The organism is Streptomyces carpinensis, from assembly GCF_002154505.1.
Classification (GTDB): Bacteria; Actinomycetota; Actinomycetes; order Streptomycetales; family Streptomycetaceae; genus Streptomyces; species Streptomyces carpinensis.
On record NZ_MUBM01000088.1, the window covers coordinates 13566 to 37282 of the forward strand.

Consider the following 23717-nt stretch of genomic DNA (forward strand, 5'->3'; position numbering starts at 1 on the left):
CGTGGTCACAGGCCAGGCATCGGCAGAGCGTGATCCATTGAGGCGCGGCCACACCGCTCTCCGCGAACTCCTCGCCCTCACAGGAGGACCAGCCCGAACTCTCCGTGTCCCGACCCCACTTGACCGACCGCGAGCCCGCTGTCCGCCGAACGGCCGTCGCCGTCCTGACGGAGACCACATCGCCGGGAACCGGACCGGCACTGGCAGCGGCTCTCGCCGACCGCGACGCCGCCGTCCGCAAGGCCGCAATACCGGCCCTGACCCGGCGCCGTGCCGCCGAGGAGGCCCGAGCAGCCCTGGCCGCGGCGACGGCGGACGCGGACGCGGACGTCAGGGCCTACGCGGCGCGGGCACTGTGACGGCGTCCCGGTGTCGGACCGGAAGTCGTGTCGCGTTCCGGGACCACGTGGGTCATCGCGGGTTCCCGGCGGCGGCGAAGGGCGTGTGAACCGAGGGTACTGCCTGCCGGCCGTACGGATGCCGCCACAGGCCCTGCGCCTGAAGCCTCGGCAGGACGCCCTCGCCGAACCAGTACGCCTCCTCCAAGTGCGGGTAACCGGAGAGGACGAACTCCTCGATGCCCAGGTCGTGGTACTCCTTGATCCGTTCGGCCACCTCGGCGTGGCTGCCGACCAGCGCTGTCCCCGCCCCGCCGCGCACCAGGCCGATGCCGGCCCACAGGTTGGGGTGGATCTCCAGGGCCTCGCCGCTGCCGCCGTGCAGGGCGAGCATGCGCTGCTGGCCCTCGGACTCGCTGTGGGCGAGCCCGGCCTGCACCGACCGTACCGTCTCCAGGTCGAAGCCCTCCAGGAGCCGGTTCGCCTCCGCCCACGCCTGTTCGGAGGTGTCGCGGGTGATCACGTGCAGCCGGATTCCGAAGCGAAGGGCACGGCCCTGCTCGGCGGCCAGCCCCTTGATCCAAGCGGTCTTCCCGGCGACCTGGGGGGGCGGCTCCCCCCAGGTGAGATAGACGTCGGCGTACCGCGCCGCGACCTCACCGGCGATCGGCGACGAGCCGCCGAAGTACACGTCGGGGACGGGGGCGGGCAGCCGCGAGAGCCTGGCGTCCTCGACCCGCAGGTGCTCGCCGCCCAGGTCGACGGTCCTGCCTTTCCACAACTCGCGTACGATCTGCAGGAATTCGCCGGTACGGCGATACCGCGCGTCCTTGTCGAGGAAGTCACCGTAGGCGCGCTGCTCGTGGCTCTCTCCTCCGGTGACCACGTTGAGCAGCAGCCGGCCACCGGTCTGCCGCTGGAAGGTGGACGCCATCTGCGCGGCCAGTGTCGGTGAGACGAACCCAGGTCTGAAGGCGACCAGGAACTTCAGCCGCTCGGTGTTCTGGCTGACCATCGCGGTGGTCAGCCAGGCGTCCTCGCACCAGGCGCCGGTGGGGGTCAGGGCACCGGTGAAGCCGAGGTCCTCTGCGGCGCGGGCGATCTGGCTCAGGTAGGCCACCGTCGGCGGTCGGTCCTGTCCCGATGCGGTGGCCGGGGTGCCGTGGCCGCCGCCGACGACATGACGGCTGTCGCCGTTGGTGGGCAGGAACCAGTGGAAGGTGAGGCTCACGGCAACTCACGCCTTTCTATCAGCGTCGTCGGCGGTCACGATCAGGGCGTTCATCCGGCGGCCGCCAGCAGGGCCGTACGACTGCCGAGGGCTTCGGAGAACTGGTCGACGACCTGTGCGAGGGCCTCGGCCGGGCCCGGCGCGACGGTCAGTGTGCCGTCGTCGCCCACCGCGATGTCCTTGTCCAGCGTGAACCAGCCCTGGACGATGTGCCCGGCGCCCATGGAACTGAGCACCGGGCGCAGGGCGTAGTCGATCGCCAGGACGTGCGCCGTGGTTCCGCCGGTTGCGAGTGGAAGGACGGTCTTGCCGGCCAGACCGTACTGCGGCAGCAGATCGAGCAAGGACTTCAGCAGCCCGGAGTAGGCGGCCTTGTAGACGGGAGTACCGATCACGACTCCGTCGGCACGTTCGAACAGCGCGGTCGCCTCGACGATCGCCGGGTGCCGGAAGTCTGCGCCGAGCAGGGCCTCGGCGGGGATCGTGCGGACGTCCAGCGGAATCACCTCGTGTCCCTGGGCCGTGAGCCGCCTGTCCAGGTGGCGCAGCAGGCGGGCGGTACGAGAAGTGGCGGAGGGACTTCCCGAGACGGACAGGACGGTGGCCATGGCGAATCCTTCGGAGCGTGGAGCGGGATGGCCGCGTGGTAGGCGCGGTCGGGCTGGGGCCGAGGTAGAAGTCGATCCGGCCGGACTGGAGGGCGAGGTGGGTGTCGCTGTCGTAGTGGTGTTCTGACCGCTTCGAGGTTCACCGGCCGGCTGCCATTCCCGTGCGCGCTGTACGTGCTTCGGCCGGCAGGTGCTTCTCGAAGGGCAGCGGGCCGATCGTTTCCGGGTCGGTCTCCGTGTCGAACAGCGGGGTGTAGCCGGTGGCCAGGTACAGGCCGCGGGCCTCGGGCTGTCTCGGACCTGTGGTCAGGTAGATCCGCCGGTAGCCGCGGGTGCTTGCCTCGCGTTCCAGTTCGGCGACGACACGTCGGGCCAGACCGCGCCGCCGGTGGGCGGAGTGCGTCCAGATCCGCTTCAGTTCGGCGGTGGTCGCGTCGTAGCGGCGGAAGGCACCACCCGCGACAGGCTCGCCGTGCTCCAGCAGCAGCAGGAGCAGTCCTCCGTACGGCGGGGTGAACTCCTCGTCGGGGTAGCGGGCGATCTCGGCGTGAGCGTCCTTGCCGTAGCGCGTCGAGTACTCGTGGCCGAGTTCGCGCAGCAGTGGTCCGACACGCGGGTCGGAGACCGGGACGTGAATGACGCTGAAGTCGGCTGAGGACGGTGGCCGGGCCACGGAAGTCATTCGCCCACCGCCGCCAGGGTCTGCGTACCCCGTGCCACCCGCTCGGCGTCGCGCTTGGCGACCTCCTCACGGACGATCGGGATCACGTACCGGCCGAAGTCGATGGCGTCGCCCAGCAGGTCGTAGCCGCGGGCGGAGAGGACGTCGACGCCGAGGTCGTAGTAGTCCAGCAGGGCCTGGGCGACCGTCTCCGGGGTGCCGACCAGGGCGTTGGAGTTGCCTGCGCCACCGGTGGCGGCGGCGGTCGGCGTCCACAGGGCTCGGTCGTAACGCTCCCCCGCCTCGGCGATGGCGATCAGTCGCTGCGAGCCGGTGTTCTCCGGGGCGCCGCTGCGGCGGTGGCGTGCAGGACCGGCCTCGCGCCGCTCCCGAATGGCACCGACCGTACGGTGGGCCTTCTCCCAGGCCAGTTCCTCGGTCGGGGCGATGATCGGGCGGAACGCCACCTGGATGCGCGGCACGTCGGTACGGCCCGCGGCCCTCGCGGCGGCCTTCACCTTCTCGATCTGCTCGGCGGTCTTCTCCAGGGGTTCCCCCCACAGGCAGTAGATGTCCGCCTCGGCGCCCCCAGCGGCGTGGGCGGCAGGCGACGAGCCGCCGAACGACACCTTCGGACGGGGCTGTTGAACGGGGAAGACGTCGCTGACGAAGTCGTGGAAGCGGTAGTGCTCGCCCTCGTGGTCGAAGGGCTCGTGGCTGGTCCAGATCCTCTTCACGATCCGGATGTACTCGCGGGTGCGGGCGTAGCGCTCGTCCTTGGAGAGGGTGTCGCCCTCGCGGCCCTGCTCGTGGTCGTTGCCGCCGGTGATGAAGTGCACCGTCAGCCGGCCCTCGCTGATCTGGTCGAGGGTGGCGAAGGTCTTCGCGGCGAAGGTCGGGTACGAGACGTTCGGGCGGTGGGCGAGCAGGATCTGCAGACGGTCCAGCCTGCTCGCGATGAACGCGGCGGCCGGCGCCGGATCCGGCGATCCGGAACCGTAGGCGAACAGCACCCGGTCCCACCCGTGCTCCTCGTGCGCACGGGCGAGCCGGAGCGTGTACTCCTTGTCGAAGGCGGCGCCGGAGCGCGGGGTGGTTTCGGAGCCGTCGTTGGTGGCGGCGATGCCGAGGAACTCCACTGGCATGGGAGATGGCCTTTCCTCAAGTCTTCGGTGCCGTGCCCGGACAAGCAGGGCAGCATGCGGGCACGGTGGAACAGCCCTGCGGCCCGTGCGACGGCACGCCTCGGGTGCTGGGAGAGGGGGTGAGCAGGTGTGACGACGCCGGGGCAATGGACCTCGGCGAGGCAGGGCGGCGGCAGCGCGTGTCCGGTCTCGCAGGACCGTTCCCACGCGGGTTCAGCGCGCGTCAGCGCGGGCGTGCGACGGTGCTACGAGAGGAGGAACCGACCCGATGCGCGGTGACCGAGGGAGGCCGATCAGACAGCCCGCCGCCGCTTCAGGCGCAACACGCGGCGGACCACACCCGACCGAAGTCGATGTGGCCACGGGTGACCAGGCGCTGCTCGGCATTCATGCAATCAATTGAGCAGTACATCTCGCGTCTCGTCAACTACGGCCCGGATGCCGGACGAAGGCCGGGCAACTCCCGCGCGGTCGGCACCTGCGCGCCGTGGCCGCATACGACCGAGGAGGGACCGGCTCCGCCGCGCGTGGCAGCCGCACCGGCCGATGGTGCACACCACTACGCGCGCGGCTCCGCCCGCAGCCTGCCGCGCACACCTCTTCAGAGGCTCAAGGCGCGTGGGGCCGAACTCCGCGCCCGGATGGAGAGGGCGACCGCACTCGAGGCCCGGGCCGGCCGTCGACGGTGACCGGGGATCCCGGCCGCCGTGTGGGCTTCCCTACGTTTCCTATGGATTTACTAGGGAAGCGTTGACGTTTCCCCAGCGCGGTGCGCAGGATGAGACACATGTCCGCCGAGCTCTTCGCGACGGACGTGACACGGCCGGAGACCGGGCCGGTCGCCTACACGGACTCACCTCCCTTGCGGCAGAGGGGAAGCGAGACCGTCCGCATCGACCCCGCGCGACATGCAGCGGCGGTGGACGGACACGAACTCGATCTCACCTACCTGGAGTTCGCGCTGTTGGAACACCTTGTTCCGTATCCCCGCCGAGTGCACTCACGCGAGCAACCGATGGTCGGCACACGGGGCTGCGACCACATCGGCGAGAGCCCCGACACCCGATCGTGCCATCGACCTTGAGGAGATCATCGCCATGGGCGTTGCCACTGCGCCGTCCGGCCCCACTTCGGACTCCGACCGGAACGGGCCAGGCCGTGCGCACTGGCTGCGCGTGGCCCGCGAGACGGCGGACGACCTGGCCACGGACGCAGCGGCCCGGGAGCAGGCCGGCAAGGTCCCGTTCGACGAGGTGTTCCGACTGCGCGAGGCGGGACTGCTGACGCTCCTCATCCCGGCCGAGTCGCAGGGAGGCGGCGCGGACTGGCCCACGGCCTACGCCGTGGTCCGGGAGATCGCCGCAGCCGACGGCGCGATCGGTCAACTGCTCGGCTGTCACTACTTCCTGTCGTGGAGCGCCCGGTTTCTCACCGACCCCTCCCGCGCCGCCCGGCTCGAGCGACGGTTCGCGGCGGAGCAGTGGTGCTGGGGTGGTGGTCTGGCCCGTCAGGAATTCCCTCTGACGTTGACCAGGGCTCGCGGCGGCCATGTGCTCAACGGCCGGCAGAGCTACTCCACCGGAGTCCTGGTCGCCGACCGCCTCGCCGTGCGGGCCGTGCGGGCCGTGCGGGCCGACACCGGCGAAACACTCGCCGTCGTCGTCGATCCCGCCCACCACGGCGTCGGTGTCGATGGCGACGCCGATACCTTCGGCCAGCGCCTCGCGGCCGGCGGGAGCGTGGAGTTCGACGCCGTACCGGTTGCCGCCGACGACGTACTCGGTTCCCTGTCCGCGGACGAGGACGTCCTGTCTCCCCTGACCGCCCTGGCCTCTCCGGTCGGGCGCCTCCTCTCCGTCCAGCTCCGCCTCGGCATGGCGGAGGGAGTACTCGCCGAAGCCCGGGAGTACAACCGGGTGAGTCGCTCGTCCCGGCACCCCGCCTGGCCGGGCGACTGTCCCCAGGACCCGCTGGCGCTGGCGGCTTACGGGGAGCTCACCGTCCTCACCCGCTCCGCGTCCGCACTCGCCGATCAGGCGCTGGAAGCCGTGCACCGCGGGCTGGCACGCGGCGAAGACCTCACCTACGACGAGTACGCGGACATCTCCGTCCTCGTGGCCATGGCCGAAGCCGCCGCCTCCCGGGCCGCGCAGGAGTCCACCGCCCGCGCCCTCGACATCGTCGGCGCCCGCTCCGCGTCCTCGCGGCTGGGCTTCGACCGCTTCTGGCGCAACGCCAGGACCCACACCTTGTACGAGCCCGTCGCCCACCGGCTCCGGGATGTGGGGGACTACTTCCTCAACGGCGCGCATCCGCCGTTCGTCCTGCCTGTCTGACCGTTGACCGGCCGCCGCCCCGGGAGGGCGGGGAACCCCCGGGCGGACACCCGGCCGACCAGCGCTACGTCCTCGCTGGTGTCGACGGCACCTTCAGCCATGTCATCGAGGGCGGCGACGCCTCGCACTACACCCCGCCGCGGCCAGAGGGCTCAGGGTGACCGGCCGGCGGGAACCGCCTCACCCGGTGGCCCGCCCACAGCCGATACCGACCGAAGCCGTACGGGATAATGGGCACATGCGGATCTCAGCCAGGGCGGATTACGCGGTACGTGCCGCGCTGCAACTCGCCGCGTCACGGGACGACGGTCCGATGAAAGCCGAGGCCATCGCCGACGCTCAGGACATCCCGCACAAGTTCCTCGAAGGCATCCTCAACGACATGCGCCGGGGCGGTCTCGTCCTCAGCCAGCGCGGCGGCAACGGCGGCTACCGGCTGGCCAGGCCCGCCGAGTCCATCAGCATCGCCGACGTCATCCGCGTCGTGGACGGACCGCTTGTCTCGGTGCGCGGGGTCCGCCCTCCGGAGCTGTCCTACACCGGCCCCGCCGAGTCGCTACTGCCCTTGTGGATCGCCCTGCGCTCCAACGTGCGCGCGATTCTCGATGGCGTGTCGCTGGCCGACGTCGCGGCCGCCCGACTGCCTGCCGAAGTGTCGGCGTTGAGCGACGCCCCGGGAGCGTGGGTGAACCCCTGACAGGCTGAGCGGTTCGCCAACATCTCAGAACGCGAGATGCCCTCGTCCATGATGCGAACTCCCTCTTGGGATGGGCGCATCCTTCTGCCACGATCCCTAGCAGCCAGGTAGGAAAACTAGGGAATGCGGGGTGGGGTCATGGGATCGCTGGACCGCACACTCCTGTTGCCGCCCCCGCTGACCTCGCGTCGCCACATCGACTTCGGCCGCACGTCCAGTGCCATGTGTCAGCCTGTCTGAGCCGTCCGCGGAACCCGCCGACACCGCACGGAAAACCCGGTGCTGCCCCACCGTCCCACCGACTTCGGCGGGCCGGGTCACCTTCGCCTGACAACACCGCCGGCATTCCCCACCCGCGTGCTCGACGCGCGGCACGGCTGTGACGAAGGCGCAACACCCGCTTCCCCCCAACGATTCTCAGCCCGAGACGGCATTCCTGCCGCCACGGGTCGGCGAGTCGAGCGCACAGGTGCCCACCCGTAGCCCCCGCATCGCCTTGCCGTACCTCCCTGATCGTCCATCCTCGAGAGGACACCGACGTGTCTGCCGCCAGACCGCTCACCACCCTGCGCACCATCGCCGTCATAGCGGCGCTCCCCCTCCTGCTGACCGCCTGCGGGTACGGTTCCAATTCCACCGACGACGGGAAGAAGACCGCGGTCGCGGCGGGCGCCAAGAAGCTCTCCACCGACGACGTGAAGATCGGCTACTTCCCCAACCTCACGCACGCCACCGCTCTCGTGGGCGTCCAGGAGGGCTTGTTCCAGAGGGAGCTCGGCGGCACCACGATCAAGACCTCCACCTTCAACGCCGGCCCCTCCGAGATCGAGGCGCTCAACGCCGGTTCCATCGACATCGGCTGGATCGGCCCCTCCCCCGCCATCAACGGCTACACCAAGTCGGGCGGCAAGAACTTGCGGATCATCGGCGGTTCCGCCTCCGGCGGCGTGAAGCTGGTCGTGAACCCGAAGAGAATCAAGTCCCTGAAGGACGTCAAGGGCAAGAGGATCGCCACGCCGCAGCTCGGCAACACCCAGGACGTCGCATTCCTCAACTGGATCGCCGGCCAGGGCTGGAAGGTCGACGCCCCGAGCGGCAAGGGCGACGTCTCCGTCGTCCGCACCGACAACAAGATCACTCCGGACGCCTACAAGTCCGGCTCCATCGACGGCGCCTGGGTGCCCGAACCCACCGCGTCCAAGCTGGTCGCCGAAGGCGCGAAGGTACTGCTCGACGAGTCGACACTGTGGCCCGCCGAGAAGTTCGTGATCACGAACATCGTCGTGCGGCAGGACTTCCTCAAGAAGCACCCGGACGTCGTCGAGGCCGTGCTGCGCGGCTCGGTGAAGACCAATGAGTGGATCAACGCCAACCCCGAGAAGGCGAAGGCGTCCGCCAACACGGCGCTGGAGAAGCTGTCGGGCAAGGCACTGCCCGCAGACGTCATCGACCCGGCCTGGAAGTCCATCACCTTCCTCGACGACCCGCTGGCCTCGACTCTCGACACCGAGGCGGAGCACGCGGTGACGGCCGGCCTGCTGGACAAGCCCGACCTGAAGGGCATCTACGACCTCACGCTGCTCAACAAGGTCCTCAAGGCCGAGGGCAAGGAAAACGTCGACGACGCCGGTCTCGGCGCCAAGTAGCGACAGCCGGACCGATGAGTTCCGCGTCGCATCGAGGACATCGATGGACTTGTGACCCATCCGCTCCGCCACGTCGGTGGCCGGTGTCCCGTTGCCGCGACTCAAACCGCTTGAGGGTGGGAAAGCCGACCGCGCCGGCGCCCAGTGATCCTCCGGCGGCCGTGCTCACCTGGCCGGCAACGGCCCCCGGCCAGGTGAGCACGGCCCCACCGGTCGCGGCATTTCCTCACTGTCCGTGTTCACCACGCCATCCGCTGGTGTGGGCGCGGCGCCCCCTGGTGTTATTGAATGAGGTGTGCGGTCAGGGATCTCGGGGCCCCGCCGCACGGGTCCGAACACGGCCCCGGCGCTGCGCCGGGGATTGCTGAGAGAGCCGCATGGACTCCACACCCTCCTCTTCGTCCTCCTCGGCGTTCGACCTGGTCAGCAGCGCCCTGGGGCGCTACCTCCCGCGCAACGGAGCGGCAGCGGCATCCGGCCCTGCCGACGCGCAGGGCGATCGGACCACCCGCCGGCGCGTACCCGACGACACGGCAGCCGGCCGTCAGGACCAGATTCTCGGCGCGGTCAACCTGGACAGGGATCTGAGAATCACCCGCTGCAATCTGGAGGCCCCCGTATTCGCGGGTCTGGACGCCATGCCCGGGAGTCCCTTCGTCGATCTCCTGCCCCCCGGGGACGTACCGACGGTCACACGGCGGTTGCGGCAGGTCCTGGAGACCGGTGAGGCGCACGTCGCCCGGATCCAGCGCCTGCGGCGCGGCGACGGGTCGGAGCTGGTGGTGTCGATGAGCATCCTGCCCGCCGCGGTGCCTCAGGAGGGCCTGACCGTCTCCGTGATCGCCATGGCCAGGAGGCTGCACCTGTACGCCGCCGAGACCGCGATCGGCACCTCGCTGGACATCGGCGAGACCGCGCAGTCACTGGCGCAGTCCCTGCTGGCCTGGGGAGACGTGGCCGCCGTCGACCTCGACTTCGCCGTGTGGACGGGCGAGGGAGTCACCGGGCAGCCGCACGGGCGCATCCGGCTACGGCGGGCGGCGCTGGTGCCGGACCGGCCATGGCCCGAGGGCTATGTGACTCCGGGCGACGATCTTCCCAGCGACGCGAGTCGCCTGCTGGCGCAGGCGGTACGGCGGGACGACGCCCCGCAGGCCATCGTCATACCCGACCGGGAGGCGGTCGAGCGGGTCCTCGGCAGTCCGCGAGTGATGCGTGCCCTGGTGCCCGGTGACCGTTCGGCGGGTGTGGCGTGCATACCGCTGGTCCTGGACGGGCCGCCGCCCGTAGTGCTGGGCGTGGCGGAGATCTGGCGGCGGGCGGACTGCCCCTTCCGCGACAGCGAGCTGTTCGACCTGCAGGAACTGGTTGCCAGGACCGCCCATCACGTCGACCTGGCCCGTCAGCACCAGCGCGAGCACACGCAGGTGCTGGCGTTGCAGCGCCGGCTGCTGCCACGGCCCGGCGGCGACACCATCGAGATCGCCAGCATCTACCAGCCCGCCACGCCCGACAGCGCGGGCGTCGGCGGCGACTGGGTCAACAGCTTTCCGCTGCCGGACGGCCGTACCGCGCTGGTGGTCGGTGACGTCGTCGGGCACGGCCTGGGAGCCGCGGCAACCATGGGCCAGCTGAGCACGGAGGCCCGCGCGCTGCTGTCCGCGGGTCTCGCTCCCAGCGAGGTACTGGAGCACCTGGACGCGACCGTGACGCTGCTGGACGACGCGGAGTCCGGGCTGGCGGCCGGCTACAGCGCCCTCGGGTCGACCTGTTGCATCGCCCTCTACGACCCGGTCAGCCACCACGTGGCGCTGGCCAGCGCCGGGCACCTGCCCCCGGTCCTGGTCTCCCCGGACGGGCGCGTGAGCCCGCTCGCGGTCCGCCCTCACCCCGGCCTGGGCGCCGAGTTCGCGCTGAGGGAACCGTTCGACGTGCACACGTTCGGCGCACCCCCGGGCTCCCTGCTCGCCCTCTACACCGACGGTCTGGTGGAGGACCCCGCCGTGTCGATCGACGAGGGCATCGGCAGGCTGGCGGACGCCGTGTCCACGGTGCACCCCTGGGACGCCCTGCAGCAGGCCGCACGGCACGTCGTCTCCGTGCTGGCACCCGTGCGTCAGCGTGACGACGTGACCCTGCTGCTCGCGCGGCTGATCGGCTACCGCAAGGGGGACACATCGACCTGGCGGCTGCCCGCCCGCGACGACGCCCCCGCCCGTGCCCGCGCGCAGGTGTCCGCGCTGCTGCGGCAATGGCGCACCAAGGACGACACCCGGGACAACGTCCTGCTGCTGGTCAGCGAGCTGGTCACGAACGCGGTGCGCTTCGCCACCGGTCCCATCACGGTGCGGCTGATCAGGGCCGGTCACGGCCTGCTGTGCGAGGTGGGCGACACCGGCAACGGCAGGCCACGTGTGAGCCGGGGCGACCTCCTCGACGACGGCGGTCGTGGCCTGCACATCGTGCACCGGCTCACCAGCCGGTGGGGAGTGCGGTGGACGGACACCGGCAAGGTGGTCTGGGCGAAAGTCGCGAGGTGACGCGGCTGCCGGGCGGGGGCACGGCAGCCGTACGGGAGCGCGGCGAGGATACGGGCGGCGTGCTCGTCACCCACGCCGCAGACGGTACGGGCGGTGCCCTCAGCGGTACGTGACATGACCGGTGATGCGGACGGCCCGTGTGCCGGCGCGGGTGGCGCGGTCTCGCACTACAGCCACTCCCCGTCCAGGGCGGTGGCGGTGAGGCCCGGCGCCGCCGCGTACAGGACGGCGCGACTGCCCGGCTTCTGCCCGGCGTCGTGCGCCCGCCGCATGATGTCGAACACGGCGGCGCCTCCGCGGTTGCCGGTGGTGTAGCTCTCCCGGCTGTAGTCCAGCAGCCCCGACGGCCACGCGTCGGGCATCGTCTGCTCCATGTACTCAAGCACCCGGGTCCCGCCGGGGTGCGCGAGCAGCACGTCGGGGTGCCAGGAGTCAGGGTGGTCCTGGTAACGGACGCGCAGCCACTCCCACATCGCGGTGACCGTCTCCTGCACGGCGCGCGGCCCGCGCCGGTCCATCACGAAGTGGGTGCCGTCCTCCCTCGTCTCCAGTCGGTGCAGGTCCTGGGTGCCGGGCAGGGTGTGGTGCCAGGCGGCGTCCAGCCGCAGCACCGACTCGCGGCGCGGGCGGCCCGTCACCACCGCGGCGACCGCGGTGTCCGCGAACAGCAACCGGACGATCAGAGACTCGAGAGTGTCGTCCCCGGGCTGGTAGGTCGTGCTCAGCGCCTCCGAGATCACGACCAGGACCACCCGGTCGGGGTCCGCGGCCACGAGATCCGCCGCCAGCGCCAGGGAGCGGGTCCCCGCGATACAGGCCCACTGCGTGGCCGGCAGCAGCATCACGTCGTCGCGGAGCGGAAGCTTGTTGGCCAGGGCGATGTCCAGACCCGGCAGCGCCGGGGTGGTGGAGTGACTGGTGATCAGGCAGTCGATGTCTGCGGCGTCCAGCCCGGCGATCTGCAGGGCCCCACGGGCCGCACGCTCCCCGTAGGACTGCACGGCCTCCCAGGCCGGCGCGGTGCGCTCCTGAACGGTCTGCGGTCCGGGTATCGCCTCAAGTGCGGCGATCGCGCGGTCCACGTCCTGCTGAGTGAAACCGTCGCGCGCCAACGCCTCTTGCGCCGATCCGATGCCGAAAGCCCGCAGGCCGCCGCCGTTGCCGTTGCCGGGCGCGACGGCGGCCTCCAGCGGCAGCATCCATCCGCGGGTCTCGATGCCCGTGCCGGCCGCGATGCCGTCGATCCGCGGCGCCCACGCCGCGTGCGGATGCCGATCGCGCACCTCCGCCACGATCTGGCTGGTCTCCACGGCGTGCTCGCCGTGTATCACGGCAGGAGGACAGAGGTAAGCGGCCATAATGCGGCACCTTTCCGAGGGAACAAGCAGGAATGTCACGAGTGCTGTGTTATAGGTCACTTTGGAACGTTGCGCCCAAGAGGTCGCCGACAAGCTCCACTTCGGGCGTCGATGTCCGTTTCGAGCATGGACGCCAAAAGAACATTTCCGCTGTGATGCAGACAACTTAGACAGCCCTCGGAATGCGTGACACGGCACACACCGCTCAAACAGCGGCCCTCAGAGCGGTTCCGAGGTCTGACCCGACTTGCCGTCGGCCAGGAGGCCACCTGGTCACTGCCGCCGATGCCGTGCGACACCTCTGGTGGCACGGCACACTGAAGCACGGGAACTGTGTCCGCGTGGCTGGAGCATGTACCTGGCGGACAGGTCGAGATCGGGGTCGATCAGGACGCGCTCGACGTTGAGCGCCTCGCCCCCCGGAGTGGGTGAGGAAGCAGGTGCCGAGCACCTTGGTGCCTCCCGCACCACGATCTACAAGTACGTACCAGAACTGGCCGCCGGGCGGGACTCGTTGGTTGCCGAACGCTCCTGGGGCCTGCCTTCTTCGGCCCGATCACGACCCGTCAGAACACCCGCCGGCTCCGCCTGCCGTCGAAGCCGGGCCCGCGGCGAGTGGCGACGCCTGCTCGCCGCCTGCCACAACCTCCGCAGGAACTTCCGGCACGCCAGGGCCGCCGGACTCGCCACCACATTCGCCTGATAGCCGGGCCACCGGCCTCAGGACCCGCCCAGGGCGGACAGAGGAGCTCCCGACCAGGCGCAACACCGAGCAGGCGGCCACAACCCCTGGCTCACACTCAACCAACCGCTTGTCCGTTACCGACCCACGGTCCCAGGCCGGTGCGATGGTCTTGGGTAGGACATCCTGCTGAGACCCGAGTCACAATGTGGGCTCTGGTCTGCTTCACGGGGTGCCCGGCGCGCGTCGCCGATGGTGGTCAGCCCCTCGTCGCCGAACCAGTCACGTTCTGGGTTCCCTATGGCGATCTCGAAGCGAAGCGAAGCCGCAGGGCCAGTCGTAGTCCAAACCGATCCGGCCCCAGGTCCTGCACACGCCGTCATCGACTGTCCGGCCTCGTCCTGAGAGACGATCCAGGCCCCGAGTGCCGGCACAGTGCTCTAATCCCGCGGCAGGCCAGACCTCCTTCGTCCACAACTCGACGACTTCGTCATCGCGCTCGATCGCCCGTCGAGCAGGCCGCTGCCACGACCAGCCGTTCCGCTTCAGCAGCCACCAGGTGCCTGCCTTCCACGGTGTACGAGACGTGACTCCACCCACGCGTAAACGCGCGGGCTTCCTGTGTCGGTGGCTAGGCCACGTCTCAGAGGACCAGCCCGGCCCTGTTGATGACGTTCTTCGCGCCGACGTGGTCCGCGTTGGCAGTGAAGCCGCATGCGGTGCACGTGAAGTCGGCTTGGGTGACCCGGTTCTCCTTGGCGACGTGCCCGCAGGCGGGGCAGGTGCGGGAGGTGTTGCGGGCGTCCACCGGGATCACGCGGCGAGCGGCACTCTCAGCCTTCTGCGCCAGGATGCCGAGGAACAGTCCCCAACCCGCGTCGAGGATGCTGCGGTTGAGCCCGGCCTTGGCGGCGGCACCGTTCGGGATGAACGCGCCGTCACGTGCGGGGTCGGGTTTGGGTGCGGGCGACTTGGTCATGCCCGCTGTGTTCAGCTTCTCGTGGGCGATCACGTCGTGACCGCGGATCAGTTCGTTCGCCCGCTTGTGGTGGTGGTCCAGGCGTTGCCGCCGGATCTTCGCGTGAATCGTGGCGACCTTGCGGGCGGCTGCCCGGTGCTTCTTGGTGCGCCGGCGGGTGCGCTTGGGGAAGGTGGCAAGGTGCTGCTGGGCGGCGGCCAGCTCGGCGGCCATCGCCTGGAGGAAGCGCGGGTTTTCGACGTGCTCACCGTTGGACGTGGTGAGGAAGCGTGTCACGCCCATGTCGATGCCGATGATGCGGCCCGTTGCCGGAAGCGGCTCGGCAGCCACCTGGTCGCAGGCGAGGACGACGTACCAGCGGCGGCCTTCCCGCTTGATACTGATCGTCTTTACGCGGCCCTTGACGGGCCGGTGCTGGTGCACGCGGACGTGCCCGACACCTTGCAGGCGGACGCGGGTCTGCGCATCGTGCGGGGTGGAGTCCCAGCGGCAGCCGTCGCCGTCCTTCGGAAAGGTCACGGTGTCGAAGTGCCCGACGCCCTTGAACCTTGGGTATCCGGGCGTGAGACCGGCCTTCACCCGCTTGAAGAAGGCTTGGAACGCCTTGTCCAGGCGGCGCAAGGTCGCCTGCTGCGAGCTGAAGGACCAGCGGCCCTGCCGCTCAGGGTCGAACGCCCGGATCTCCTTGAGCTGCGCGGACTGATCCCCGTACCTGATCGAGGTCTTCGAGGCGTGCCGGTAGGCGTCGCGGCGTTCCTGCAAAGCCCCGTTGTAGAGCGAGCAGTGATCCCGCAGCATCTCGGCAAGGGCCTGCTCCTGGCGCACAGTCGGCCTGAGAAGGAACGTGTGGGCGCGTATCAACCCCGCGCCTCCTTGTCCTTCTTCCCGGGACGTTCCCACTGGGTGTTGATGTAGTTCTCTACCGTCGCCGCGCTCACGGCGCCGACCGATGCGGCGAAGTACGACGATGACCACAGCGTGGGCATCCGCGACTTCAGGTGCGGGAACTCCGCCCGCAGGACGCCGGAGGTGAAGCCCTTGAACTGGTTGGCCACGTATGAGGCAGAAGACTTCGGGTCGTGCTTGACGAACAGGTGGACGTGGTCGGGCATCACCTCAAGGTCGATGATCTCCCACCCGCGCTCGTCGGCCTTCTGCCGGATCAGCTCGTCCAGGCGTTCCGCGACCCGGCCGCCGAGGACCGGACGGCGGTACTTCGGGCACCACACCACATGGAGGCCGAGGTCGTACACGCCGCCGGAAAACCGGCGAACCTTCCTGGTCACAGTCACACGATCACTATACACATGCGACAGATCTAGTGCGGCAGAGAGACTACACAGGTGAACAGTGCAGATCCGTGCACCGAGTTGAGGTCAGAGCAGCTCAGAGAAGCCATTCCCCACCCCGCTAAAGCGGGGCGTCCCCTGGCTAGGTCCTGATGGAAGAGTCGGCCGATCAGGGTCTTCACTCGCGCCAGCGTCCACCGCCGATCGGCCCAACCGAGAACCGGCGGTCCCCTCTCCAACTCATGTTCAAGCCGGTCGACCTGGGCCGCGCTGAGCTCGGGCCGTCCGGGCGAGCCTGCGGACAGCTACCGCAACCTCATCTCGCCCCGCTCCCGCCAGGCCCTGCGCCATCGCTCGATCGACCGCTCGCTGACCCGTAGCGCGGCCACGATCTCCCGGTTCTTCTCCCCCGGTTCGCAGCGTTCCACGGCCTGCGGCCGGACCCCCTCCCACGCGGCCTGCCCGCAGCGGTCAACCCGCCACCCTGCGCCTATCTGACGCACCAAGTGGCTACCAGCGCCGACCGGCCCGCAGGCAACATCACCCGTGCAAGTTCAGCAGCTGCGACGGCCCACGCCCGCTACGCCCTCGAATAGAACCACTTGACCTTCGGATCCATATCCTCTGGCCGACCTGGCTGCCGCCGGTAATCGTCCCGTTTTCGGTTCACTGGCCGACGCTGGTTTCGATATAGAACCTCGTGAGCGCAAACAGAATCAGGAGATCGAGTGTCATCATGGGAATGGACCATGCCGGATAGTGTGGGACGAACATGAACTGGGTGATCAGGCTGATCGCTGCCACCGCTGCGCCAGCCCCGCGGCCCCAGCTCTTTTCCGCCAGGACTGCCACGCCGGTGATGACGAGCAGCACACCGACGATGAGGTGGATAACGCCCCAGGTGGTCAGGTCGAACCAGTAGGTGTAGCTGGACGAGGTGGCGAACAGGCTGTCCTGTGCGATGCCGGATACGCCCATGAGGATGCTGAACGACCCGCTGAGCGTCATCATGGCCCCACCGGCCAAGGTGGCGCCGCTGAGCGTTTTGCCGCCGCGCGCTCGCTGTGTCTTGTCGGGTATCGCTGTCATGGTCATCGCCTCCCTGCCGGCGCGGTCAGCGACGCACAGTGGAGTACGCGAAGCCGGCCACGCCTCCCTGCCAGGATCGCCGTAATCGTTCGGTATCGCGACTGCGATCTCGGGCATGCGGCGTGGAAGGTAACCCCCGCAGCAACTTCGGCGTGAAGTGGCCGGTGCTGTGGTCGATCCGTTCCACCAGCAGTTCGTGGTCCGCTTTCAGGTGCAGGAAGAAGACGCCGGGGCAGGCCGCTCGCAACGTGTCCCGGTCCTGCAACACGCGGCACTCGACAGGGAACTTCAGACGCCTCGATGACCCCGGGCCTTGGACGTCACCCTCGTACAACCCGAGCTGGTCGTGGCAGTCGCGTCAACGGCGCACCGCCTCGCTACCTGGCCCCGATCCCGATCACGGTAGAGGTCATTTGGTCATAGCCGCGGTTGCGGCCGGTGCACAGGACTTGCGGCAGGGACGACCGACCCGGCCGACGGACCGGCGGGACCACGTCGAGCAGTGGCAGCAGCTGAGTGATATGACTGCGGTTGCTGCCGTCAGCGGGACCGTGAGCGGAATGCCGCGCCCGTCGGTGATGAACTGAGGGAGGCGCCGTCTCCCTGACCTTGTCCGCTCAGTTCCTCGGCGGGCCCTGTGCGGCCCCACTTCGGCTGCGCACCCGTCACGCCTGGGCGATCGTGGGTCCGCCCCGATGGCTGCGGTACCGCCGGCGCCTGCCGCGATGGTCGTGCGGAGCGCTGACGGCTGGGCCAGAGGTCCCGGACCTGGAGCCTTCACGCAGCGCGTCGGCCCGTTCCACCATGCGACCAGATTTGACATTAGGCAATCTTATGGGCGATAAAGAAGCTCCTTTGGGTTGAGCTTCACGCAGCGTGATTTACAGCGCGTGATCGGGCGAGACCCCTCTGCTCCATGAATCGGGTGTCACCGTGTCCCACGCCGCCGTCTCCCTCCAGCCGACCGACCCCGCCGGGGAGTGGCAGGCGTGGTGCGAGGACCGGCGGCGTGCCGTCACCTCGCCCACCGGGAACCTGGCACTGGTCGAGACCCGCTGGCTCCCCGCCGGCGAGCGGCCCGACCTCGCCGCCGCCGGTGACGCACAGCCGCCGCAGGTGACGGTGACGGCGCTCGAGCGCGCGGACCTGGTCACCGGTGAACCCGAGTACGGCCTGCGGTTCTGGGACGCCCAGTCGCCCGCGATCCAGCACTTCGAGGGCATCGACACCTTCCCGTACGACCCGGCGTGGGTCCTGGAGGCCACATACACCCCGGTGTCCGGTGCCCGGAAGGTGGCCTTCGAGCACATCCGGGACAACGGCGGCACCCGTGAGCTCGTGGTGCCCGGTGACATCTCCCTCACCGTGGACGGCCGCGACTACACACTGAGCGCCTTCGACGACGACGGCACCCTGCTCCTCGTCTTCGGCGACCCCACCAACGGCGACAGCACCTACGGAGCCGGGCGCTTCCTCTTCGTCACCCACACCGGAGAGGGTCGCGTCCTCCTCGACTTCAACCGGGCCTTCGTGCCGCCCTGCGGATTCTCCGACCAGTACAACTGTCCGATGCCGCCGCGGCAGAACCGCTTCCACCTGCCCGTCGAGGCCGGCGAGAAGCGCCCCGTCTTCCGCGACGGCTTCCTCGAGCAGCACTGACCATCCGCTCCACCTGAGCTCTCCTCCCGGGCTTCCGCAGTCCCGCAGCACGAAAGCGCGTACTTCCGATGAGCATCAAGAAGACCTCCGTGTTCTCCGTGGCCACCGCCGCCGCCCTCGCGGTGACCCTCACCGCCTGCGGCGGTGGGACGGGCGCCGGGAGCGCCTCCGGCGCGTACGACAAGAACGCCACGGTCAACATCGGCTCGCTCTACGAGCCGCAGAACCTCGACAACACCGCCGGCGGTGGCCAGGGCGTGACCGAGGCCCTGAACGGCAACGTCTACGAGGGGCTGTTCCGGCTCACCGACGACGGCAAGGTCGAGAAACTGCTCGCCCAGGACTACAAGGTGAGCGACGACGGGCTCACCTACACCTTCACCCTCCGCGACGGTGTGAAGTTCCACAGCGGCAAGACGCTCACCAGTGCCGACGTCAAGTACAGCCTGGAGAAGGTGCTCGGGAAGGACTCTCAGTCCGCGCGCAAGAGCAACCTCGAGGTCGTCAAGGACATCGCCACCCCGGACGCCAGGACCGTCAAGGTCACCCTCTCAAAGAAGTCGATCTCCTTCGTCTACAACCTCTCCTACGTCTGGATCATCAACTCCCAGGCGAAGAACCTGAAGTCGACCGAGGACGGCACCGGGCCGTACAAGCTGAACAAGTGGACCCGCGGCTCGGCCCTCAGCCTCGACCGGTTCGCGGGCTACTGGGGCCACGCGGCCGCCAGCAAGCAGGTCGTCTTCCACTACTACAAGGACGCCACCGCGCTGAACAACGCGCTGCTGACCAATGCCGTCGACGTCGTCACCAGCGAGCAGTCCCCGGACGCCCTGGCGCAGTTCAAGAACAACCAGAACTACAAGATCACCGACGGCAACTCGACCACCAAGCTGCTGCTCGCCTTCAACGACAAGGCGAAGCCCTTCACCGACGTCAGGGTCCGCCAGGCCGTCTCCGCCGCCATCGACGACAAGAAGCTCCTCGAATCCGTCTGGGGCGGCTACGGCAAGCTCATCGGCTCGATGGTGCCGCCTACCGACCCGTGGTACGAGGACCTCACCAAGGTCAACGCGTACGACCCCGCGAAGGCCAAGCAGCTGCTCGCCGAGGCCGGTTACAAGAACGGCTTCGACATCACCCTGGACACTCCCAACTACGACCCGCACCCGACCGCCGCGACCTTCATCAAGTCGCAGCTCGCCAAGGTCGGCATCACGGTCAAGATCAACACCATCACGCCGGACGAGTGGTACACGAAGGTCTACCAGAACCACGACTTCACGGCCACGCTCCAGGAGCACGTCAACGACCGCGACCTGGTCTGGTACGGCAACCCCGACTTCTACTGGGGGTACGACAACAAGCAGGTCCAGCAGTGGGTGGCGCAGTCCGAGGAGGCGTCCACCGCGGCCGGGCAGACCGCGCTGCTGAAGAAGGTCAACCGCAAGACCGCCGAGGACGCGGCCAGCGACTGGCTGTACCTGTACCCGCAGATCGTGGTCGCGAGCAGCAAGCTGTCCGGCTACCCGCACAACGGTCTCAACTCCCAGTTCTTCGCGTACGACATCAAGAAGACGGGCTGATGACGCGTTACCTTCTGCGTCGCCTGGCCTTCCTGGTGGTGTCGCTGGTGCTGGCGAGCGTCGTGCTGTTCTTGCTGCTGCGCATGCTGCCCGGTGACCCCGCCAACGCCCTCACCTCGGTGGGGGCGAGCCCCGAACAGATCGCGGCGGCACGGCACTCCATCGGTTCCGACAAGCCGCTGCCCGAGCAGTTCACCCACTGGATCGGGCAGTTGGCGAGCGGTGACCTCGGCACGTCCTTCGTCAGCTCGCTGCCGGTCGGGCCCGAGGTCCTGGCGCGGCTGAACGTCACGGTCCCGCTCACGCTCGCGGCCTTCGTGCTGGCCGTCGTCATCGCGGTCCCGGCCGGCTTCGCCGCCGCGTACAAACGGCACACCTGGTACGGCGCGCTGCTCAGCGGGATCTCCCAGCTGGGCATCGCCGTCCCCGTGTTCTGGCTCGGCATGATCCTGATCGCGGTGTTCGCGCTGAACGCCGGCTGGCTGCCCGCGGGCGGCTTCCCGCCCGACGGTTGGGCCCAGCCCGCCGAGGCGGTCCGCTCCCTCATCCTGCCCGTCGTCACCATCGCACTGGTGATGAGCGCCTCGCTCATCCGCTACGTCCGCTCCGCCACGCTCGACGTCCTGGACAGCGACTACTTGCGCACTGCCCGCGCCCTGGGCTCCTCCTTCTCAGGGGCCATGTGGCGGCACGGCCTGCGCAACGCCTCCGTGCCGGTGATCTCCGTCCTCGGTATGGAACTGGCGTCCACGCTGCTCGGAGCGGTCGTCGTGGAGTCCGTGTACGCTCTGCCCGGCCTTGGCTCCTTCCTCGCCACCGGCATCTCCCAGCACGACTATCCCGTCATCCAGGGCGTGCTGTTCGTGTCCACGCTGGCAGTGCTGGTCATCGGCTTCGCCGCCGACCTCGTCCAGCGGATCATCGACCCGCGGCTGCGGGACAGGCTTTCCGGAGGCGCCCGATGACAGGCGTGCAGAAGACCGGCCAGGCACCCGAGGAGACGGGCCGCACACCCGGGACGTCGTCGGCCACGCCGGCCAAGTCCGTCGAGTCGGCGAAGCAGGGGGCCCGGCGCTCGTACACGCTGATCGCCGGCTGTGTCCTGGCGGGCCTGATCGTCCTGCTCGCGGCCGTGTCGTTCGTATGGCTGCCGTACGCCCCCGACGACACGTCCGGCACCCGGCTCGCGGCACCCGGCGCGGGCCATCTGCTGGGCACCGACAAGCTCGGCCGGGATCTGTTCACCCAGCTGATGACCGGCTCCCGGATCGCCGTCGAGGCGGGCCTCGGCTCGGTCCTGACCGCCGCCTTGATCGGCGTCAGCCTGGGCGTGCTCAGCGCGTTCGCACTGGGCTGGCTCGACGACACGCTCGCCGCGTTCCTCGACATCCTCATCGCCTTCCCGACGCTCCTGCTCGCGATGCTCATCGTCGCCGCGCGCTCCGCCACTCTCGGCTCGGCCGTGCTGGCGATCGGGCTCGCCCAGAGCGCGGTCGTCGCACGGCTGGTGCGCATCCTGGTCAAACGGGTCCTGGCGCAGGACTACATCACGGCCGCACGCACCTCCGGCACCTCCTGGCCCAGGGTCGTGGCCGGACATGTGCTGCCCAACATATGGCCCACGCTGGTGGTGAACCTGGCCCTCCAGTTCGGCCTCGCGGTCCTCGCCGAGGCAAGCCTGTCGTACCTGGGCCTGGGCGCGCCGCCACCCAACGCCTCGTGGGGCCGCATGCTTCAGGAGGCCCAGGCCACCTTCACCACGGCCCCGGCCGGGGCCCTCGCCCCCGGCGTCCTGCTCGTGCTGCTCGTCATCGGCGTGAACCTGATCGCCGACGGCCTGCGCGACACCCTCGACCCCACGGCACGGCGGAGGCGAGCGTGACCCTTCTCGACATACGCGACCTGACCATCCGCACGGCCGACGGGCGCGTCCTCGTCGACCGCCTGTCCCTGACCGTCTCCCCCGGCGAACGGCTCGGGCTCATCGGCGAGTCCGGCTCCGGGAAGTCGTTGACCACGCTCGCCGTGCTCGGCCTGCTGCCCGAGGGCATGACCGCCACCGGCAGCGTCGAACTCGCCGGCACCCAGATCGTGGAGGCGAGCGAGAAGCAGCTGAACGGCGTGCGCGGCCGGGACGCCGCGATCGTCTTCCAGGAACCGCTCACCGCGCTCGACCCCCTGATGCGTGTCGGCCGGCAGCTCGCCGAACCCCTGCGGCGACGGCGGGGGCTGCGGGGCACCGAGCTCAAGCGGGCCGTGACGCAGGCGCTGGAACAGGTGCGGCTGCCCGAGCCCGGCCGGATCGCGCGTGCCTTCCCGCACCAGATCTCCGGCGGCCAGCGCCAGCGCGCCGCGCTCGCCCTGGCGCTGGCCTGCGAGCCGAAACTGCTCATCGCCGACGAACCGACCACGGCCCTCGACGTCTCCGTGCAGGCCGAGATGCTCGACCTCGTCGACACCCTGGTACGTGAGCGGGAGATGGCCGTCCTCTTCGTCAGCCATGACCTCGCGGTCGTCGCCCGGATCACCGACCGCGCCGTGGTCATGAAGGACGGCCGGGCCGTCGAGCGGGGCGACGTGCGGGAGATCGTCCGGCACCCACGCCAGGAGTACACCAAGGCCCTGGTGGGAAGCGCCCGGCGGCTGGAGTCCGCCCTGGACGTCAGGAGCGCCCGATGACCCGCGACGAGTCCGAGGACCGCGCGACGGCCGCCGCGCCGGGCACGCCCACACCCGAGGTCGCGGCCGCACCGCCCACGCCCCTGCTGGCACTCGGCAGCACCTCCCTGCAGTACCGGGGAAGCGCGGCACCCGTGGTCCAGGACGTCTCCCTCGCCGTGGAGCCCGGCCGGAGCCTCGCCCTCGTCGGAGAGTCGGGTGCCGGCAAGACGACCCTGCTGCGGCTGCTGCTCGGCCTCACCCGTCCCACCTCCGGGACCGTGCGCTTCGACGGCGACGTGCTCGACCCGCGCGACCGCGGGCAGATGCGCCGCTTCCGGCGCACCGTGCAGTGCGTCTTCCAGGACCCGTACTCGTCGCTCGACCCGCGCCGCCGCGTCGGCGGCATCGTGGCCGAGCCTCTGCGCTCGCTCGGCCTCGACACCAGGCGTACGGCGGCGCCCAAGGTGGCCGAGGCCCTGGAGCGGGTCGGGCTGCCGGCCGACGCCGCCGAACGCTATCCGCACGAGTTCTCCGGCGGCCAGCGCCAGCGCATCGCCATCGCTCGCGCGACCGTGTGTCATCCCAAGGTGCTGCTCGCCGACGAGCCTGTCAGCGCGCTCGACGTCACCACGCGCGTCAAGGTGGTCGACCTGCTCGCCGAGCTGAAGCACGAACAGGGCCTGACTCTGGTGATGGTCTCCCACGACCTGTCGGTCGTCGCCTCCCTGTGCGAGCGCACCGCGGTGCTGGAGCGCGGCCGCGTCGTCGAGCAGGGCGACACCGCCCAGGTGCTCGGCGACCCGGCGCACCCGTACACGCGCCGCCTGATCGACAGCGTGCCCCGCCTGCCCGCCTGAGGCAGGGTGCCGCGTGAGCCGTCGGGTCAGCAGGTGCGGACAGACCTACGCCAGGGCCGCGCTCGCGAACGCGGTCCGAGAGTCGGTGTTGCGCCGGCCCGTCACCCGAATGCGGAGCGTGCCCCCCATGCTGCTGCGCTCCCAGGTGATGCCGGCCAGTTCGCGGCGGCCGAAGTGGCCATGGGCCGCGGTCTGGTGGCACGGGCTCGGTTCGCCTTGATCTCGGCAGAATGACGTCGTGCCGCTCGGCGCTGATGCGGACGGGCGGGACTCAGGTAGCGCACCGGGTTGGTGCCGCCGCGGCGCACGACCTGCTGCCGCTTCCACGCCTCTTGGCCGGTCACTCTGCATACCC

19 protein-coding genes and 2 pseudogenes are annotated in these 23717 nt (G+C 69.7%); 11 read left to right on the forward strand and 10 right to left on the reverse strand.

Annotated elements, in window-relative coordinates:
• Positions 1-119 precede the first annotated feature (119 nt).
• The gene (locus BZY54_RS13125) at positions 120-359 is read left to right on the forward strand and encodes a HEAT repeat domain-containing protein (RefSeq protein WP_244217136.1); all 240 of its coding nucleotides are present in this window, start codon (positions 120-122) and stop codon (positions 357-359) included.
• A 52-nt stretch (positions 360-411) separates the two neighbouring features.
• On the opposite strand, the gene BZY54_RS13130 is transcribed toward BZY54_RS13125, so the two are convergent.
• The 4 genes from BZY54_RS13130 to BZY54_RS13145 form a co-directional block, all read right to left on the reverse strand.
• Positions 412-1569 carry an LLM class flavin-dependent oxidoreductase gene (locus BZY54_RS13130; protein WP_086725357.1) on the reverse strand — a complete coding sequence of 386 codons (1158 nt, stop codon included), beginning with the start codon at positions 1567-1569 and terminating at the stop codon, positions 412-414.
• Between the two features lie 50 nt (positions 1570-1619).
• Entirely contained in the window at positions 1620-2177 is a 558-nt protein-coding gene (ssuE, locus tag BZY54_RS13135) for an NADPH-dependent FMN reductase (RefSeq protein ID WP_086725358.1), read from the reverse strand.
• 139 nt (positions 2178-2316) lie between these two features.
• The gene (locus BZY54_RS13140) at positions 2317-2859 is read right to left on the reverse strand and encodes a GNAT family N-acetyltransferase (protein ID WP_086725359.1); all 543 of its coding nucleotides are present in this window, start codon (positions 2857-2859) and stop codon (positions 2317-2319) included.
• Positions 2856-3983 carry an LLM class flavin-dependent oxidoreductase gene (locus tag BZY54_RS13145; protein ID WP_086725360.1) on the reverse strand — a complete coding sequence of 376 codons (1128 nt, stop codon included), beginning with the start codon at positions 3981-3983 and terminating at the stop codon, positions 2856-2858. The genes BZY54_RS13140 and BZY54_RS13145 overlap by 4 nt, the downstream gene beginning before the upstream one ends.
• 1097 nt (positions 3984-5080) lie before the next feature.
• Between BZY54_RS13145 and BZY54_RS13155 the strand changes: the two genes are divergently transcribed.
• The 4 genes from BZY54_RS13155 (at position 5081) to BZY54_RS13170 (ending at position 11202) form a co-directional block, all read left to right on the forward strand.
• Positions 5081-6319 (forward strand): acyl-CoA dehydrogenase family protein, encoded by a 1239-nt coding sequence (locus BZY54_RS13155; protein WP_086725361.1) that lies wholly within the window; start codon positions 5081-5083, stop codon positions 6317-6319.
• A gap of 238 nt (positions 6320-6557) precedes the next feature.
• Positions 6558-7016 (forward strand): RrF2 family transcriptional regulator, encoded by a 459-nt coding sequence (locus BZY54_RS13160; protein WP_086725362.1) that lies wholly within the window; start codon positions 6558-6560, stop codon positions 7014-7016.
• Positions 7017-7555: 539 nt separating this feature from the next.
• Positions 7556-8662, forward strand: a complete 1107-nt coding sequence (locus BZY54_RS13165; protein WP_086725363.1) for an aliphatic sulfonate ABC transporter substrate-binding protein — start codon at positions 7556-7558, stop codon at positions 8660-8662.
• Positions 8663-9039: 377 nt separating this feature from the next.
• On the forward strand, positions 9040-11202 hold the full coding sequence (locus BZY54_RS13170; protein WP_086725364.1) for an ATP-binding SpoIIE family protein phosphatase: 2163 nt from the start codon (positions 9040-9042) through the stop codon (positions 11200-11202).
• Between the two features lie 167 nt (positions 11203-11369).
• Here the strand turns inward: BZY54_RS13170 and BZY54_RS13175 are convergent, their stop codons facing one another.
• From BZY54_RS13175 to BZY54_RS53145, 6 genes and pseudogenes are all read right to left on the reverse strand, one after another.
• Positions 11370-12560 (reverse strand): beta-ketoacyl-[acyl-carrier-protein] synthase family protein, encoded by a 1191-nt coding sequence (locus tag BZY54_RS13175; protein WP_086725365.1) that lies wholly within the window; start codon positions 12558-12560, stop codon positions 11370-11372.
• Positions 12561-13590: 1030 nt separating this feature from the next.
• Positions 13591-13803, reverse strand: a pseudogene (locus tag BZY54_RS55375) (winged helix-turn-helix domain-containing protein); the annotation flags it as partial.
• Positions 13804-13885: 82 nt separating this feature from the next.
• Positions 13886-15082 carry an RNA-guided endonuclease InsQ/TnpB family protein gene (locus tag BZY54_RS13185; RefSeq protein ID WP_086725366.1) on the reverse strand — a complete coding sequence of 399 codons (1197 nt, stop codon included), beginning with the start codon at positions 15080-15082 and terminating at the stop codon, positions 13886-13888.
• The gene (gene tnpA / locus BZY54_RS13190; RefSeq protein ID WP_107419698.1) at positions 15079-15507 is read right to left on the reverse strand and encodes an IS200/IS605 family transposase; all 429 of its coding nucleotides are present in this window, start codon (positions 15505-15507) and stop codon (positions 15079-15081) included. The genes BZY54_RS13185 and tnpA overlap by 4 nt, the downstream gene beginning before the upstream one ends.
• A 155-nt stretch (positions 15508-15662) precedes the next feature.
• Positions 15663-15985 (reverse strand): annotated as a pseudogene (locus BZY54_RS55380) (helix-turn-helix domain-containing protein); the annotation flags it as partial.
• A 191-nt stretch (positions 15986-16176) separates the two neighbouring features.
• The gene (locus BZY54_RS53145; RefSeq protein WP_244217137.1) at positions 16177-16716 is read right to left on the reverse strand and encodes a DUF7144 family membrane protein; all 540 of its coding nucleotides are present in this window, start codon (positions 16714-16716) and stop codon (positions 16177-16179) included.
• Positions 16717-17532: 816 nt separating this feature from the next.
• On the opposite strand from BZY54_RS53145, the gene BZY54_RS13205 reads away from it, so the two are divergent.
• From BZY54_RS13205 to BZY54_RS13230, 6 genes are all read left to right on the forward strand, one after another.
• A complete protein-coding gene (locus tag BZY54_RS13205; protein WP_086725368.1) occupies positions 17533-18258 on the forward strand; it encodes a DUF1684 domain-containing protein in 726 nt (241 codons plus the stop codon).
• A gap of 68 nt (positions 18259-18326) precedes the next feature.
• On the forward strand, positions 18327-19844 hold the full coding sequence (locus tag BZY54_RS13210; RefSeq protein WP_086725369.1) for an ABC transporter substrate-binding protein: 1518 nt from the start codon (positions 18327-18329) through the stop codon (positions 19842-19844).
• Positions 19844-20809 carry an ABC transporter permease gene (locus tag BZY54_RS13215; protein ID WP_086725370.1) on the forward strand — a complete coding sequence of 322 codons (966 nt, stop codon included), beginning with the start codon at positions 19844-19846 and terminating at the stop codon, positions 20807-20809. Before BZY54_RS13210 ends, BZY54_RS13215 begins: the two co-directional genes overlap by 1 nt.
• Positions 20806-21726 (forward strand): ABC transporter permease, encoded by a 921-nt coding sequence (locus BZY54_RS13220; protein ID WP_086725371.1) that lies wholly within the window; start codon positions 20806-20808, stop codon positions 21724-21726. The genes BZY54_RS13215 and BZY54_RS13220 overlap by 4 nt, the downstream gene beginning before the upstream one ends.
• A complete protein-coding gene (locus BZY54_RS13225) occupies positions 21723-22523 on the forward strand; it encodes an ATP-binding cassette domain-containing protein (RefSeq protein WP_086725372.1) in 801 nt (266 codons plus the stop codon). Before BZY54_RS13220 ends, BZY54_RS13225 begins: the two co-directional genes overlap by 4 nt.
• Complete coding sequence (locus tag BZY54_RS13230; protein WP_086725373.1) at positions 22520-23362, forward strand: ABC transporter ATP-binding protein; 843 nt, start codon at positions 22520-22522, stop codon at positions 23360-23362. The genes BZY54_RS13225 and BZY54_RS13230 overlap by 4 nt, the downstream gene beginning before the upstream one ends.
• Positions 23363-23717: the final 355 nt, after the last annotated feature.

Excerpts from the sequence above, each read along its gene's own strand:
- BZY54_RS13140 (WP_086725359.1), bottom strand. The coding sequence starts at position 2,859 with ATGACTTCCGTGGCCCGGCCACCGTCCTCAGCCGACTTCAGCGTCATT.
- BZY54_RS13155 (WP_086725361.1), top strand. The coding sequence starts at position 5,081 with ATGGGCGTTGCCACTGCGCCGTCCGGCCCCACTTCGGACTCCGACCGG.
- BZY54_RS13210 (WP_086725369.1), top strand. The coding sequence starts at position 18,327 with ATGAGCATCAAGAAGACCTCCGTGTTCTCCGTGGCCACCGCCGCCGCC.
- BZY54_RS13230 (WP_086725373.1), top strand. The coding sequence starts at position 22,520 with ATGACCCGCGACGAGTCCGAGGACCGCGCGACGGCCGCCGCGCCGGGC.
- ssuE (WP_086725358.1), bottom strand. The coding sequence starts at position 2,177 with ATGGCCACCGTCCTGTCCGTCTCGGGAAGTCCCTCCGCCACTTCTCGT.
- BZY54_RS13220 (WP_086725371.1), top strand. The coding sequence starts at position 20,806 with ATGACAGGCGTGCAGAAGACCGGCCAGGCACCCGAGGAGACGGGCCGC.
- BZY54_RS53145 (WP_244217137.1), bottom strand. The coding sequence starts at position 16,716 with ATGCCCGAGATCGCAGTCGCGATACCGAACGATTACGGCGATCCTGGC.
- BZY54_RS13215 (WP_086725370.1), top strand. The coding sequence starts at position 19,844 with ATGACGCGTTACCTTCTGCGTCGCCTGGCCTTCCTGGTGGTGTCGCTG.
- BZY54_RS13175 (WP_086725365.1), bottom strand. The coding sequence starts at position 12,560 with ATGGCCGCTTACCTCTGTCCTCCTGCCGTGATACACGGCGAGCACGCC.
- BZY54_RS13170 (WP_086725364.1), top strand. The coding sequence starts at position 9,040 with ATGGACTCCACACCCTCCTCTTCGTCCTCCTCGGCGTTCGACCTGGTC.
- BZY54_RS13145 (WP_086725360.1), bottom strand. The coding sequence starts at position 3,983 with ATGCCAGTGGAGTTCCTCGGCATCGCCGCCACCAACGACGGCTCCGAA.
- BZY54_RS13160 (WP_086725362.1), top strand. The coding sequence starts at position 6,558 with ATGCGGATCTCAGCCAGGGCGGATTACGCGGTACGTGCCGCGCTGCAA.